Raw genomic sequence first — 15,221 nt, forward strand, 5'->3', positions numbered from 1 at the left:
CCCTATAAAAAACAGGGGGTTTTTCATTATTATTTAGTTATTCCAATTCTTCTAATCCTTGTTTGTATGTTTACATCTATATTTGCATTTTTATAAACCTCTTCCCAGTCATCTTTTATTTCCTTATACACAGATGGATGGAACTTTTCAATGTATTCCCTGAATCCTATAGGATCTACTAAAAGCTTTTCTTGAGTTATTCTCGTAACTTTCTCACACTGTCTTTCAATAACATCATCAAAATTACTCTGAATCTCTTCTAAACGACTCTTTAGAAAAACTTCCTCTCCAGTAGTATATCCCTTTAGCATACCTTCTAATTTTACATCAACCTTCAATTCCAGTTTGTCTTTATTTTCATCTATCAGCTTTATCTTTCTGTCTACACCACCTATTTCAAATTCAACTGGATGCCCATCTATAATTACAGTTTCCTTTCCACCTTCTATTTTACCTCTTAATATCTCCAGTGCTGCTGTTTCCATTCTGTCTAAATTCCCCTCTAATTTATAATCCTTTATAACCACTACTCCCGATATAGCAATCTCATCTTTTGCCTTTTCATAATTTATAGCTGGAACTATGGCATTACCATTTTGATATAATAAAATCAACAATTCATTTAATGTCATAGGAAATATACTTGAATTTTTTGTACTATTCTCCATTAGTCCAGTTATATAGTATTCAATATTTTTTTCCATTTTAGGTTGATATTTAACGTAATCTTCCGCTCTGCCCTTTGCAACTACTACCAACATAGTCTTATTAACAGAAGGATGCCTCTCAAAATAATCAAATATTTCCTTAAGAGTTTCTGGATAAGCCATCACTTCTTCACTTAATATTAAAAGTTTTAGATGACCAAAATGAATACTTCTACTTGTTTTAGAAGCCATTTCATTAAATCCATCATGCATTGAATAAGCATCAGTAGTAATAAACTTTGCCTCAGCAGTCCCCCCTTTTTGAGGTCCAAGTTCACTTATATCTGGAAATCCATAAGTTATACTCAACTTTTTCAATTCCTCTTGCTTAAAAATTTCATCAGATTTTATTTTTTTGAACTCTTTCTCTTTACTAATATCTTTTCCCACATCTATAGCAATAGTAGATATAAAACTCTTCCTATCTATCTCAACTTTATCCCAGCATCCACTCAATAAACAACAGAGCAACATCAAATGTATAATTTTTTTACACTTCATTTTTTAACTCTCCTTGTCTTAAAAAAAGCAATAATCAGCAGTATTACAGGTATTACTCCAATAATTGTGGTATCAATATATGGTATAACCTTGCTTTGAATATCATAAACTTCTGCTATATTTTCTGGATATAAAGCTGCAATATAAATAAAAGGAATCACCAGCATTAAAGCTATCTTTATATCTTCTAGATGAAAAATGTCCCTTATTATTTCTGAATTAAAATAATAAATATTCACAAAAGTAGTAAAATAAAATATTAACCAAAATATCATAGCTATCCCTTCCCATCTTTCTACAAAACTTCCTGGTATATCAACAGTAGAAATCATAGTTATAGACGGCCATAATAATTGAGAGTTATATTCTTTAGAGAAAACCATCAACGACATTAATGTTATTATTAAATAAAAAACCACAATAAACCCTAAACTTCCAAGGGTAACTTTAGAAATTTTGCTCTTATCTTTTGCATAAGGAAATAACATATATATTACTGAAAAACCCGAAAAACTCAGAAAGCTTACTTTACTAGCTTTTAAATATTCTATAGGTTCATGAGTAAATACAGGTAATATATTTGTATAATCCACTCCTTTCAATATAAAAGGTATTGATAGTAAAACAGGTATAAACATAAGCCCAAAAGCTATCTCATTAAATCTTATAATACTTTCAAACTCTCCACGTATTAAAAAAGTTCCTGTTAAAATCATCAGCAAAATCAAAAACTCTGTAGGAGTCTTTTCCAAAAGATACATTTTTATAACCTCTATAAATGTTCTCATTTGAAATGAAATAATAAAAGCTCCTGCTGCAGCAATAAAAAAAGCAATGATATTACCTAAAAGATTTCCAAAATTACTATGCAAAATATCTAAAAGTCTACCATAGTTATTTACCTCTATAGCTTTATTCAATAAATAAAGCAATAACGCTGTAACAACTCCACTAAATAAAATAACAATCCATCCATCAGTCCCTACCATGTTACTTAGTTGGCTTGGATACGCAAAAATTGCCGTTCCAACAACAGTTACTATAATACTTACAACTAAATCATAATCACTTATAATATTTTGATTATCCACAGATCGCCTCACCTCTTCTTTAATCCTATTTTTGTCTAATCTTATCTTTTGTTTTCATATATTCAGGTCTTTCCTTAAAAAATTTAAACGGTAACCTAGTGTACATATCTTTAAAATCTCTAACATTGGGATTAACAGCAGGTGCCAAGTAGGGTATTCCAAAGCTCTTAAGTCTAATTAAATGAATAAGCACAACTAATAGTCCTAGCATTATGCCATAAAGTCCAACAACAGCTGATGCAATAATAAGTAGAAATCTTATTAGCCTTAAAGCTGAAGTTATTCCATAATTCGGGGTAATAAATTCTGTAATTGCTGTTACCCCAACTATTATTATCATTATAGGACTAACTATTCCTGCACTCACCGCAGCCTGCCCTATAATAAGACCTCCTACAATACCTATAGTTGCTCCTACAGGCTTAGGAAGACGAATAATAGCCTCCAGTAATAATGCCAAGCTAATTTCCATAATCAAAGCTTCAACAAATGCAGGAAAAGGAACTCCTTCTCTAGAGCCTGCTATCGAATATGCCAGCTTTGTAGGAATAATAGCCGTGTGAAAAGATGTAACAGCTACATATAATGCTGGTAAAACAATTGATAAGATAAGTGCAAAAATTCTTATACAGCGTATTACTGTGGAATGTATCCATCTTTGGTAATAATCATCCGGTGACTGCAGTAAATTAGGCAACGTTGCAGGTACTATAATTGCAAAAGGAGAGTTATCCACCAACACTGCCACCCTTCCTTCATATAAAGCTGCCGCTACAACATCCGGCCTTTCTGTACTTTGAATTTGTGGAAAAACAGAAAAAGTATTATCCTCTATCATTTGTTCAACATAACCACTATCCAACACAGCATCTATATTTATTTTATCTATCCTTTTTTTTAATTCATCCAAGACATCCTGATTTACAATATCATCTATATACATTACTGAAACATCTGTTTTAGAACGTGCCCCCAATACTTTGGGAACTATTTTTAATCTTGTATCTCTTATTCTTCTTCTAATAAGAGCAGTATTGAATCTTATGGTTTCTGTAAATCCATCTCGTCCTCCTCTTACAACAGTTTCTCCCGATGGTTCATTAACACCTCTTGCCGGCCAAAAACGAGTAGCTAAAATATATGCTGCCCCTAATCCATCAATTAGCATTAAAGTATCACCAGATAACATAGCATTTATTCCTTCTGAAAGGTCAGAAACCTCCCTTAAATCTGAAACAGCTAAAATCCTTTCCTTAATATCCTCTACCTTTTGTATATCTATATTTTCTTCCATCAGAGGTTCTAATACAAAATTATTCAATAAAATTTTATCTGCCATCCCATCTATATATACAAAGGCTGCTTTCCACTGATATACATAAAACTGTCTGAAAATCATATCTGAACTGTCCTTAAACAATTCTTTCATATAATTAATATCATCATCCACATTAAGCGAAATACTTTTTTTTACCCATTCTTCCAATCAGTTCACGCCCTTCTTAATTGGTTTGCAATTTAGTTTCCGCACTCTCCAGTCTCCATTCACCACTGATAATTCTACTTTTCTTTTTAAATAACTTTACGTAAAACAAATAATATTACTGCTATAATGATTGACCCTCTTCCTACTACTTTTGCTTTTTTAGCTACTTGATTTAGCTTCTCTTTTTCAAAGCTTTTAACATCATAAAAACCTAATATAAAACCTTGTATTAAAATTAAAGCTAAAAAATATTTTCCAAACAAATCTAAAATTTTCATAACTTCACCCCTACTTTACTTAAAGTATTTTTTGCTTTAGTATTTGAAAATATACACTTTTTAAATAAGAGTTTAAAGAATTTAGTGACTAGCACAAAGCTTTTTTTGACTGAATAAAAAAGCAAAAATTAATGAATGCTTTATATAAAACTTTAAAATAACCTAAAGAGGCGTGAAGATAGATACTTTCTACCTTCACGCCTCTTTTTTATATGGTTCTCGTTATAAAAACTTCTTTATACTTTTCTTTAAAGTGTTCATAACATCTTTGAGCTTTCAGCATATCATCAAAGAATCCAAATATTGATGGTCCACTACCACTCATCATAGAACCCACAGCTCCCATTTTAACCATTCTTTCTTTTATATCTTTTAAAACTACATGCTTCTTCAACGTAACATTTTCAAGCACATTTTTCATATTTTCACTTACATATTTAATATCATTTTGTTCTATTGCTTTAATTAGGGATTTAGTATCTGGATGTTTGTATATTTTATCTATATCTAAAGTTTTATACACATCCTTAGTAGAAACTCCAAAATTAGGTTTAACTAAAACTAAAATATGCCCTTTGAAAGGATTTAATATAGTTACTCTCTCACCTATTCCTTTACACAAAGCTGTTCCACCAACAATACAATACGGTACATCAGCGCCTATTTGTAATCCCAATTTGCAAAGTTCTTCACGAGAAATATTCATATCATATATTGTTCTCATTCCAATTAAAGTAGCCGCAGCATCAGCACTTCCCCCGGCAAGTCCCGCTGCTACTGGAATATTTTTATTTATCCTTATATCAATTCCACCTTTTATATCATATGTATCCATAAAAAGCTTGGCAGCTTTATATACCAAGTTACGTTCATCAGTAGGAATATAGTGCTTATTACACTTTATTTTAATTTCATCCTCATTCTTATCAAATGTTAGAGTATCATACACTTCTATATTTTGCATTATCATTTCTAATAAATGATATCCATCTTCTCTTTTTCCAACTACATCTAAAGATATATTTATTTTAGCATAGGCTTTAACTATCATAGTTCCACCCCCATAAAACTAGTTTAAAAATTAACCCATTTATTATAACATAAAAAAAAACGGCAAAGCCGTTTTTAAAGATATTTTTTTATATAATAGCTCTTCCAGGTATAATCATTTTTTCACCTACCATAATATTATCTGCATTTTCTATTTCATTTATTTTTACTAATTCTTCTACTGTTGAACAATATCTTTTAGCTATTTTCCAAAGGGTATCCCCCTCTTGAACTACATATATTATAATACTAGCTTTTTTCTCAACAACTCCATCTTCTATTGGAATAACATCAGTCAAAAATTCTTTATGTGTTGTATAATTAACTCTAGCATAAACACTTGCTACAGATTTTACTGCAATAGTATTTGCTTCAACAAATGCTTCCATACTCTCTAAATATACTTTAGCAATACACATCATATCAATCTTAGCACCTGGTATTTCTACTACACAACTAAATGGGATATCTTCACTTACTTTGCAAACATATTTTTCTTTATCATCAGTTTTATAGATAATATCTACATTTAATAACCCTTCAACTATAGCTTTATCCTCTACTAATTTTTTTTCTGTTACACAAATATTACCACTGGACATAATAACTTCTGTTGGTCTTGCAGTTTTATCTTCTAATTCTATATTTTCTTTAATTATAGTCTCACAATCGTTTTGTCCAAGCATTACATTTAACTGATAGTTTTTCTTTTCCATTTTGAGCATTCTAGAAGGAGAATAAGCATCTTCTATCATATCTATGTCAGCTTTATACATAACTTTTGTTTGACACTTTACTAAAGCTTCTACATCAACTACACGATTTTCTCCTAAATCATCTTCTTTAATATCGTATACTACATCATCAACTCTAAACTCTGAAGAACTATTCATAAAATAGTCTACACCTTCAAACTCAATCTCATCACTAATAAATACATCATCTTCTAAATGGTAAAGTTCTCTACTGCCCGCTGCTTTATACAAAAGAGATATATGAGTAAATGCTTCCATTTGAACTTTTCCTTCTAATAACCTAACTTCTCTTTTATGAATATTAACATCACACTTTAATATTTTACCTATTTCTGGTTTATCCATGGATACCTGCATATGAGCCTTACTTATTAGCTCCCCTTGTACCATACCAACAATTTTATCAACCGAAGAAGGATTTTTTAATAACTGAAGGTCTTCTAAATCTTCAACGCTCTTTACAACTTCAAACTCATATTTTTTATATACTGAAGACTTTAACTGTACTATACCTTCAACAGCAATCTTCCTCTCATTTATTACATTACATTCCATATGTTCAATATAACATTCCGCAGTACAATTCATGTCAGCTTGAGCTCCATTGATTTCAATATAGTTTGAAAAATCTTTAGTATAAACTACATTGTAAACTTCACTTTCTTCATCAACATTGGCAAGATACAAAGCATTACATTTTATCTGCCCTTCTACATAAACCTTATTTTGCATTATTTCTTTATTTATTATAATTGGTTTAGCATCTAACATAAGTATCTTTCTTACATCTGGTTGAATATCTGGTATAACATACTCTTCCTTTACTACAGTATCTATAGTCTTTTCTCCAAATAGTTGCTCATACTCTATATTCTCCTTAATCAATTCCATAGCCATACACATCGTCCCTCCCATAAAATACCTACTAACTAATGTATATATAAGCTATGGTAAAAATATGTTAAAATTTATTAATATTCTCATTTTTATATAAAAAAAGAGATACTGAAAGATCCAGCATCACTCTTTATCCTGCGAAGTCTATTTGAACTGTTTTAGTCAAAACATCTGAATAACTATATGTGACTGTCCTTTGGGTGTCGTCTTCTAATCTAACAACGAAAATGCTAGTGTATGTTTTTTCAAGGATTCCATTGCTTACAATTATTTTTCTTCTTCCGTTATTAGCTCTTAGCGTTACTTTTTCTCCTATATGATCATCAATCTCATTTTTGATAGCCGCTAAAACATTAACTTTATCCACAGCAAGCACCCTCTTTCTACATTATATATTATACTACCAAATTACCTTTTTGTCAAATTAACTAATTATTTTATCACCACTACACTAGGTTTGTCAATGTAAAATTTCTGTAAACAAATGGAGCTTCAAGCGTTATTTTTAACTTGAAGCTAATTAAAACCATCTCAGCTAATATATTATTAGTATTCTCACTTTTTCCATTAATATGCACAAATATATTAAAAAACTTATTTTTATGAGTATTTTGATTTTGGAAATCCTTCTCTATATTTACCTCTTGTTTGAAGACCTCCAATACCCTGCATACCTGTAATAGTACTTCGAATGACTTCTTGAATAGATACTATTTTTTCAACATTAGTGTACGCAATCTTTTCTGAAATAAAAACCGGGTCTAAACAATGAATTAAAACTCTATTTGGCGAACTTGCAAAATTAGCACCTGCATCCAATATAGCCTCATAACAAGATTGACATGCCCCAGCAAATATAACCAAATCATCATAATTAGGTTCATAATTTCTAAGCTCTATAACAGTATCTACAAAATATTTAGAATTTTTATAGTTATTTAGATTCATGTAGTCCTTTGATCCCTTAATTATGGCATCGTGTCCAGTTAAAACAACTATATCGGGTTTTAACTGTTTGACAAATTGTAATACTGTATTGGGCTGTTGTTTTTCAGCTATTACATGCCCAACTGCTTCCATCCCTAATTGTTTATATGTTTTCATGCATACATCAAGATATTCTGCATCTCCATCTATATGCAAAATTCTTCCTGGTCTGCCAAATAGCATAGATTCATTATTAGTAATATCTTTTGTAATTTTATTATTTTTACTTTCTTTAGCTGATCTATATTTGTTTGTCTTCATTCTATTTATCAGTATTTTTTTTATATTGTCATTAACCTTTTTATTAAATACAGCATTTTCTTTACCCATACATTCTTTAGTAGCAAACTCCAAATCACCCTCCGGCGAATCTGCAATTATTCTTAAGTTAATTCCTTTAAGAACATAGACACACCCTTCCTCCCCCTCTTTTATATCTATAATCTTAAAAGTTATATCTTTTCCGTAGGATTTTCTTACTACAATATCACCTATCTTCAATCTATCAACTCCATTTTAATCAATCCTATTCTATTGTATGAAAAAAATATCAAATAAGTGAAACTACTAAAAAATAAGTTTCAAAAACATAAAAAAAAGAAATGAGGATAAGTATCACACTTATATACTTATCCTCATTTTCTTCATTCGCAATTATTTTTCAGTAAATTCGTCCTTTATTCCCCAAGTTTCATTAGGAATATTAACCTTATTTTCCATATCTATTTTTTTTGATTTTTCTTCTCCAATTAAATCAACATAAAAGCTAGCTCTAGTTGCATACTTATATGGTATTACCCCTAAGTATGCTATACCTAAAGTAAATATAGATAAAATATCCCATCCTATAAAACTTAGATTCATTAAAAAATATCTCTTCTTATGTCCTTCCATCATTGTTTTACTGGCTTCTATACACTCCATAGCACTTAAATTCTGGTTATCATTTAAAATAAAAAAAGCCATGGAATAACGAGCTGTAATAATATAAATAATTACAGCACATCCTATCAGAATAATAACTGCCAATATAACTCCTAACACTTCTAATAGCGATATAGAGGCGCCAGAACTGCTAGAAATACTAATAATAGTTATAAGTATTACTGCTGGAATGTATACAACAATCCCCCATAAGAATGTAAAGATCATTATAATAAGTTGAAGTAGAAAATTCTTTACAAAATGTTTGAAACCAGAAAATACATTTTCTATTTGAGGATTATTTTTTCTAATTAGATTTAGAAAAAATCTATATATTCCATAAGTAACGACTCCTCCTATTAACAAGTTAACAAGTAATCCTACATTAGATAATATAGTTGTAGTTGCAGTACCTTGTGCTAACTGCTTCCAACTTGATTGTGAAGTGTAATTGCCACGTAAAATAAAAGCAAATATATTACTCATACTTGATACATAGGAAAAAATGCCATTAAGTAGCAAAACAACAATGTATGCTAAAATAGCTGCCATCCAGTTCCCCCTAAGCCTTTGAAGTGCTTGTTTCTTCAATGACCTTATGTTTTTACCGGTTTTTTCCATCATTCCGCTCTTAACACTAAAAACTTTAGTGTTGAGCTTCCCTCCCAACATTCTATATTTTATCCGTAAGTTATAAAGTGTAACTTAGTTATAAATACTATACTAATATATTTTACATTTATACACAATAAGAAATTAAAAATAATAGAACCATGTAAGCACCTTTATAACTTACATGGTCCTATCATAGTTCATTCTTGTTGTCCATAAGCTTCTTTAAAATCTTCAATAAACTTCATATATTGTTCTTGCTCAGAAATTAAAGTTTGAATTTTTTTATTGAAAGTATTATTAGCCCAACTTACTTCATTGTAATAATATCTATTACCTAATCTCCAGAATCGTTGTGGAAACAATAAGAATGCAAATAATACTCTGTATTCTTCTTTACTTAATGGACTAACCTCATTATATGCATCAATAATTATGTTTGCACATTGTATATTCCACTCCCTTCTCTTTAACACTTTGCCCATAAAATTAGATATATCATATACTCTTACTTCTCTTTTACAATAATCAAAATCTATTATATTTACTTGATTATTTTCATCCATAATTATGTTATGGTAAGTATAATCATGGTGACAAAAACTCTTTTCTTCCTCTGTAACTCTGCATATATCCAAGTAATTTGAATCATTCAAAACCTTTAATGCTCTTTTGCCTAATTTTTTGTAAAATTCAACACTCTTCACATAATTAAAATCAAAGTCACCTTTTCTGCTCCTTTTTCTGGACATATCTCTCATTTTGTCTAAAGCTCTAACTCTTTTTTCCATTAGATGCGGCCATCTTCCTAAATCTGTTTTTAATTTGCTATTTTCAGGAGGATCATATCCTTTAGAAGCTAAGTGCATATGTGCAAGAGCTTTAGCAGCCATTATAATGTCATCATTATCATGAAAATCACATTCCCTTCCTTCAAGCCACTGGGATAAGGTATATACATCCTCATTCACAAGAGCATATGGTTCTCCTTCAATATTCAAATCATACTTATCTACATATTCAAAACCATTATTTATTAAATGTTCTTTAGCCGCATATACAAAATATAATTTTTGAACTCCATAATTAATTCTTTTTAAGCACTTCATTCCTTTATTAGTTTTTAAAAAATATACTCCTTTATTAGGCTTAATACTTTCAATTCTAATATCAAATTGTCTCTCTATTTCAAACTCCCTCATCATTTTTACCGCCTCCCCTATAAATTTATATGTAAATAAAAATTTATTTAGAATATAATTTTTATTTATAACTAATTAACATTTTTTATAAAGCATCAATATAATGAAATTATAATAAACTATCACTTTTTTGAAGGGATGCAATATGAAAATAGGAATAGATTCTAGAGCTGCAAAATGCTATAGAGGAACAGGTATTGGTACCTATTCATATCAGCTGATTAATTCACTAAATAAAATAGATTCACATAATGAATATTTACTTTTTATGCCTGAAAGTAATAACCTTTCTATAAAATTTAATCAAAATTTTATTATTAAAAATATTAGTCAGAATATGAATGGTAACTTTTGGGATGAAGTTAACATTCCCAATATCCTTAAAATTAAAGATATTGACTTATATCATGTTCCTCAAAATGGCATTGGTTTACCAAAAACAAAAGCATGCCCCTTTGTAATTACTTTACATGATATTATCCCATATAAAATGCCTGAAACAGTTGGCGAACAATATCTAAAGATATTTACTAAAGAAATTCCAAGGATAATTCCTATGTGTGATGGAATTATAACAGTTTCTCATTATTCTAAACAGGATATTGTAAACTATTTTAATTTTCCACCTGAAAAAATATTTGTAACTCATCTAGCTAATGAAGATATTTATAAGCCATTAAATAAACATACTTGTAAAGAATTTATAAAAAAAACTTATGCCATAGAGGATGATTATATTCTGTACGTAGGAGGGTTTAGTCCACGAAAAAATATCGTAGGTTTAATTGACGCCTTTAGTAAACTTATTTCCAAATCTAAAAATACAAAAATTAAATTAGTTATTGCAGGTTCAAAAGGGAAATCCTACAGCAAATACAAAAAAAAAGCCGAGGATTTAAGAATAGAAAACAATGTTATTTTTCCTGGTTTTATCCCTCTAGAACATATGCCGATTCTATATAACGCCTCTAAAATTTTTGTTTATCCTTCTCTATATGAAGGCTTTGGCTTGCCTCCAATTGAAGCTATGGCTTGCGGCATACCAATAATAGCTTCTAATCTTACCTCCATTCCAGAAGTAGTAGGGGATGCAGCTATGCTTATAAATCCTTATGACATAGAAGAACTAAGTAATGCTATGTATTATATAATCGAAAATAAAACTTTAGAAAACCAATTAATAAAAAAATCTCTACTGCGAAGCTCTCATTTTAACTGGATAAAAACTGCTGAAAAAACTAAAAAAGCTTATGAAAGTATTATCACATACTAAAACTTAATATAAAATAAGTACCAAAAGTGAACTTTTGGTACTTATTTTATGCTTATAAATATTAATCCAAAACAATCTTATCAATTATACCACCACCAAGCATATAATCTCCATTATAAAATACAACAGACTGTCCTTTAGTTATTGCTCTTTGCTTTTGTTCAAAAACAACTTTAATACTTTGATTTTCCATAGGATATATGACTGCTTTAGACGGCCTTGCTGAATATCTTATTTTAACTTCTATCTCCAAAGGCTCTTTTAAGGCATCAAAAGGAATAAAATTTATATCTTTTGCAATAAGCTTAGTATTAAAAATCTCCTCTTCACTTCCTAGAACAACTTCATTTTTCCATGGAATTATGTCCGTTACATACATAGGTGTACCTGAAGCTATTCCTAGACCTTTACGCTGACCTATAGTATAATAAACAATTCCCTTATGTTTTCCAAGTATATTTCCATCTTTATCAACAAAGTTTCCTTCCTTAACTTTATCTCCTACTTGGTCTTTTATATATTTACCATGATTATTATCATATATAAAACAAATCTCTTGACTGTCTTTTTTATTGTGAACTCTCAATCCGATTTCCTTTGCAATTTCTCTGATTTCACTTTTACGATACTCACCACAAGGCATTAAAGTATGTGCCAACTGATATTGAGTTAAGTTATATAAAGCATAAGTTTGATCCTTGGTATCATCTTCTGCTTTTTTTATTAAATATCTGTCCTCAGCCTTTTCAATTCTAGCATAGTGTCCAGTAGCTACATAATCAGCTCCTATAGCTTGAGCTTTCTTTAAAAAAGCATCAAATTTTATAAATTTATTGCAAGCGATACATGGATTAGGAGTTCTTCCTTCCATATATTCATCGATAAAATAGTCTATAACATCTTTTTTAAAAGCTTCTTTAAAATTCATAACATAGAAAGGAATTTCCAACTTATCTGCTACTCTTCTCGCATCATCTACTGCACTTAAAGAACAGCATCCACCTTCCCTTATTTCTGCTTCTTCATCACTTTGCCATATTTGCATAGTAACACCTATAACATCATAACCTTGTTTTTTTAAAAGATAAGCAGCTACAGAACTATCTACACCTCCACTCATACCAACCACTACTTTTTTACTCACTTTTTTCACCTCTGTTTGTTTAACTCTTGCCATTCTGAACTTAGTTTTCTAATTCTTTCAATTATATTTGGTATTTCTTCAAGTAAATAATTTATCTCTTCCTCTGTAGTTTTTTCACCCATAGAAAACCTTACAGAACTTTTCAACATATCCTCAGGTACTTCTATTGCGGCAAGTACATGAGATGGTTCAACTGCTCCAGCTGAACATGCACTTCCACTTGAAGCATGTATACCTATACTGTCTAAAGTTATAAAAAGAGCTTCTTCATCTACGAATTTAAAGCTTATATTTACATTGCTGGGTAGTCGACTTTCTCCTATAGGTCCATTTAATTTAACATAAGGTATTTTTAAAAATCCATTTATTAATTTATCTCTTAGATAACTTAATCTGTTCATTTCTTCACTTAAATTTTCTGAAACTAATTGTATTGCCTTTCCCATTCCTACGATACCAGCCATATTTTCTGTGCCGCTTCTTTTACCTCTTTCTTGACTTCCACCATGAATCAAATTATGTATCTTTATTCCTTTTCTTATATAAAGAGCTCCAATACCTTTTGGTCCATAAAACTTGTGAGCAGACATAGATAATAAATCTATGTTCATATCCTGAACACTTACTGGTATATGCCCTACTGCCTGAACTGCATCTGTGTGAAACACCACATTTTTTTCTCTACAAATTTTCCCTATTTCTTTTATAGGCTGAATACTCCCAATTTCATTATTGGCAAACATTATAGAAACTAAAATAGTATTCTCCTTAATTACATTTTTTAATTCGTCTAAATTTATCATACCTTCTTTATCTACAGATAAATAAGTAATTTCAAATCCCTGGCTCTGCAAATACTCACAGGTATTTAATACAGCATCATGCTCTATTTTTGTAGTAATAATATGATTTCCTTTATCCTTATTAGCAAAAGCTACTCCCTTTATTGCCCAGTTATCTGATTCAGAACCTCCTGATGTAAAAAATATTTCCTCCTCAAGTGCATTTATAGTTTCTGCAATCCTCATTTTAGATTTACCTATAGCTTTTTTCGACTTTCTCGCCATCCTGTATAGAGCAGATGGATTTGCAAACTCTTCTTTTAAATAAGGGAGCATTTCTTCTAAGACTTTATCCTTTATATAAGTTGTAGCAGCATAATCTATATATATCTTCTCTTTCATTTTATTTATAAAGGCTGCTTAAATTTGCAACCTTCTGTCTCTCCTTTCTTATATCTAAATTAATATTTGTAAGAAAATAATATGGAAGAAAGGATACCTTATAATAATATTCCTTTCTTCCATTATTGTTCCCTTTTATTCTTCAAATAAATCAGTTGATAAATATCTTGCTCCTGTATCCGGTAACAATACAACTATATTCTTGTCTTTATTTTCTTCTTTTTTAGCAATTTCCTTTGCTGCATAAAGTGCTGCTCCTGAAGAAATTCCAACTAACATTCCTTCTGTTTTAGCTATTTCTCTAGCAGCTTCATAAGCCTCATCATTACTTACTTTAACTATTTCATCTATTACATTAGTATCTAAAACACTTGGTATAAAGCCAGCACCTATTCCTTGAATTTTATGAGCTCCTGCTTGTTCTCCTGATAATACCGCTGAATCCTTAGGCTCAATAGCTATAATTTTTATATTTGGATTTTTCTTTTTTAAACCTCTGCCAACTCCTGTTATAGTTCCACCTGTTCCAACTCCAGCAACAAAAATATCCACTTTGCCATCTGTATCGCTCCAAATTTCTTCCGCAGTTGTTTTCTCATGAGCATCTGCATTTGCAGGATTGTTAAATTGCTGTGGAATAAAAGAATTTTCTATTTCTTTATTTAGTTCCTCAGCTTTTTCAATTGCTCCTTTCATACCTTGTGCTGCAGGAGTTAAGACCAATTCTGCTCCATATGCTTTTAGCATTTTTCTTCTTTCTATACTCATAGATTCTGGCATAGTTATTAGTAATCTATTCCCTTTTACAGCCGCAGCTAAAGCTAATCCTACTCCAGTATTTCCACTGGTAGATTCAATAATTACAGTATCTTTATTTATTATTCCCTTCTTCTCAGCTTCTTCTAACATAGCAAAACCAACTCTATCTTTAACACTGCCTGCTGGATTAAAATATTCTACTTTAGCAATCAAATTTGCTTTTAATTCATTATTATCCTTATAATTAGCTAACTCTACTAAAGGCGTGTTTCCTATTAATTCAATTAGATTTTTTGCAATTTTCATTTTCAATTCCTCCCGAATTATTTTTATTATTCCTATAGTTTTTATAGGTTTTATTTTTAAAATTT

The 15,221-nt window shown here is 30.1% G+C and carries 14 protein-coding genes; 1 reads left to right on the plus strand and 13 read right to left on the minus strand.

All coding sequences use genetic code 11. The features are described 5' to 3' along the window. Nucleotides 1-29: 29 nt before the first annotated feature. From OIO11_RS09845 to OIO11_RS09890, 10 genes are all read right to left on the minus strand, one after another. Nucleotides 30-1,208 carry a Ger(x)C family spore germination protein gene (locus tag OIO11_RS09845; protein WP_268071277.1) on the minus strand — a complete coding sequence of 393 codons (1,179 nt, stop codon included), beginning with the start codon at nt 1,206-1,208 and terminating at the stop codon, nt 30-32. Then, nucleotides 1,205-2,299 (minus strand): GerAB/ArcD/ProY family transporter, encoded by a 1,095-nt coding sequence (locus OIO11_RS09850; RefSeq protein WP_268071278.1) that lies wholly within the window; start codon nt 2,297-2,299, stop codon nt 1,205-1,207. Before OIO11_RS09850 ends, OIO11_RS09845 begins: the two co-directional genes overlap by 4 nt. A gap of 25 nt (nt 2,300-2,324) precedes the next feature. Then, nucleotides 2,325-3,785, minus strand: coding sequence for a spore germination protein (locus OIO11_RS09855; protein ID WP_268071279.1), 1,461 nt, complete (start codon nt 3,783-3,785; stop codon nt 2,325-2,327). Nucleotides 3,786-3,871: 86 nt separating this feature from the next. Beyond that, on the minus strand, nt 3,872-4,063 hold the full coding sequence (locus tag OIO11_RS09860; protein ID WP_268071281.1) for a CLC_0170 family protein: 192 nt from the start codon (nt 4,061-4,063) through the stop codon (nt 3,872-3,874). Between the two features lie 208 nt (nt 4,064-4,271). Beyond that, on the minus strand, nt 4,272-5,114 hold the full coding sequence (gene ispE / locus OIO11_RS09865) for a 4-(cytidine 5'-diphospho)-2-C-methyl-D-erythritol kinase (RefSeq protein WP_268071283.1): 843 nt from the start codon (nt 5,112-5,114) through the stop codon (nt 4,272-4,274). Between the two features lie 88 nt (nt 5,115-5,202). Beyond that, a complete protein-coding gene (locus OIO11_RS09870) occupies nt 5,203-6,765 on the minus strand; it encodes a DUF3794 and LysM peptidoglycan-binding domain-containing protein (protein ID WP_268071284.1) in 1,563 nt (520 codons plus the stop codon). A gap of 130 nt (nt 6,766-6,895) precedes the next feature. Continuing rightward, a complete protein-coding gene (locus OIO11_RS09875) occupies nt 6,896-7,132 on the minus strand; it encodes a Veg family protein (RefSeq protein ID WP_268071312.1) in 237 nt (78 codons plus the stop codon). Between the two features lie 233 nt (nt 7,133-7,365). Then, nucleotides 7,366-8,253, minus strand: coding sequence for a sporulation peptidase YabG (gene yabG / locus OIO11_RS09880; RefSeq protein WP_268071285.1), 888 nt, complete (start codon nt 8,251-8,253; stop codon nt 7,366-7,368). Nucleotides 8,254-8,406: 153 nt separating this feature from the next. Then, on the minus strand, nt 8,407-9,348 hold the full coding sequence (locus tag OIO11_RS09885) for a DUF975 family protein (protein WP_326497933.1): 942 nt from the start codon (nt 9,346-9,348) through the stop codon (nt 8,407-8,409). Between the two features lie 140 nt (nt 9,349-9,488). After that, nucleotides 9,489-10,493: a CotS family spore coat protein gene (locus OIO11_RS09890; RefSeq protein WP_268071286.1), complete on the minus strand. Its 1,005-nt coding sequence runs from the start codon at nt 10,491-10,493 to the stop codon at nt 9,489-9,491. Nucleotides 10,494-10,635: 142 nt separating this feature from the next. On the opposite strand from OIO11_RS09890, the gene OIO11_RS09895 reads away from it, so the two are divergent. Next, nucleotides 10,636-11,763: a glycosyltransferase family 4 protein gene (locus tag OIO11_RS09895; RefSeq protein ID WP_268071287.1), complete on the plus strand. Its 1,128-nt coding sequence runs from the start codon at nt 10,636-10,638 to the stop codon at nt 11,761-11,763. A 61-nt stretch (nt 11,764-11,824) separates the two neighbouring features. On the opposite strand, the gene mnmA is transcribed toward OIO11_RS09895, so the two are convergent. From mnmA to cysK, 3 genes are all read right to left on the minus strand, one after another. Then, on the minus strand, nt 11,825-12,940 hold the full coding sequence (gene mnmA / locus OIO11_RS09900; protein WP_268071288.1) for a tRNA 2-thiouridine(34) synthase MnmA: 1,116 nt from the start codon (nt 12,938-12,940) through the stop codon (nt 11,825-11,827). Then, nucleotides 12,913-14,091, minus strand: a complete 1,179-nt coding sequence (nifS, locus tag OIO11_RS09905) for a cysteine desulfurase NifS (protein WP_268071289.1) — start codon at nt 14,089-14,091, stop codon at nt 12,913-12,915. The genes mnmA and nifS overlap by 28 nt, the downstream gene beginning before the upstream one ends. Before the next feature lie 135 nt (nt 14,092-14,226). Next, the gene (gene cysK / locus OIO11_RS09910; protein ID WP_268071290.1) at nt 14,227-15,156 is read right to left on the minus strand and encodes a cysteine synthase A; all 930 of its coding nucleotides are present in this window, start codon (nt 15,154-15,156) and stop codon (nt 14,227-14,229) included. Nucleotides 15,157-15,221: the final 65 nt, after the last annotated feature.

Source organism: Clostridium sp. ZS2-4 (assembly GCF_026719745.1).
Taxonomy (GTDB): Bacteria; Bacillota; Clostridia; order Clostridiales; family Clostridiaceae; genus Clostridium_H.

What these genes read in the sequence shown, in the direction of transcription:
- OIO11_RS09845 (WP_268071277.1), bottom strand. Translation starts at nt 1,208, where the DNA reads ATGAAGTGTAAAAAAATTATACATTTGATGTTGCTCTGTTGTTTATTG.
- OIO11_RS09860 (WP_268071281.1), bottom strand. Translation starts at nt 4,063, where the DNA reads ATGAAAATTTTAGATTTGTTTGGAAAATATTTTTTAGCTTTAATTTTA.
- ispE (WP_268071283.1), bottom strand. Translation starts at nt 5,114, where the DNA reads ATGATAGTTAAAGCCTATGCTAAAATAAATATATCTTTAGATGTAGTT.
- OIO11_RS09870 (WP_268071284.1), bottom strand. Translation starts at nt 6,765, where the DNA reads ATGGCTATGGAATTGATTAAGGAGAATATAGAGTATGAGCAACTATTT.
- OIO11_RS09885 (WP_326497933.1), bottom strand. Translation starts at nt 9,348, where the DNA reads ATGTTGGGAGGGAAGCTCAACACTAAAGTTTTTAGTGTTAAGAGCGGA.
- OIO11_RS09890 (WP_268071286.1), bottom strand. Translation starts at nt 10,493, where the DNA reads ATGATGAGGGAGTTTGAAATAGAGAGACAATTTGATATTAGAATTGAA.
- OIO11_RS09895 (WP_268071287.1), top strand. Translation starts at nt 10,636, where the DNA reads ATGAAAATAGGAATAGATTCTAGAGCTGCAAAATGCTATAGAGGAACA.
- mnmA (WP_268071288.1), bottom strand. Translation starts at nt 12,940, where the DNA reads ATGGCAAGAGTTAAACAAACAGAGGTGAAAAAAGTGAGTAAAAAAGTA.
- nifS (WP_268071289.1), bottom strand. Translation starts at nt 14,091, where the DNA reads ATGAAAGAGAAGATATATATAGATTATGCTGCTACAACTTATATAAAG.
- cysK (WP_268071290.1), bottom strand. Translation starts at nt 15,156, where the DNA reads ATGAAAATTGCAAAAAATCTAATTGAATTAATAGGAAACACGCCTTTA.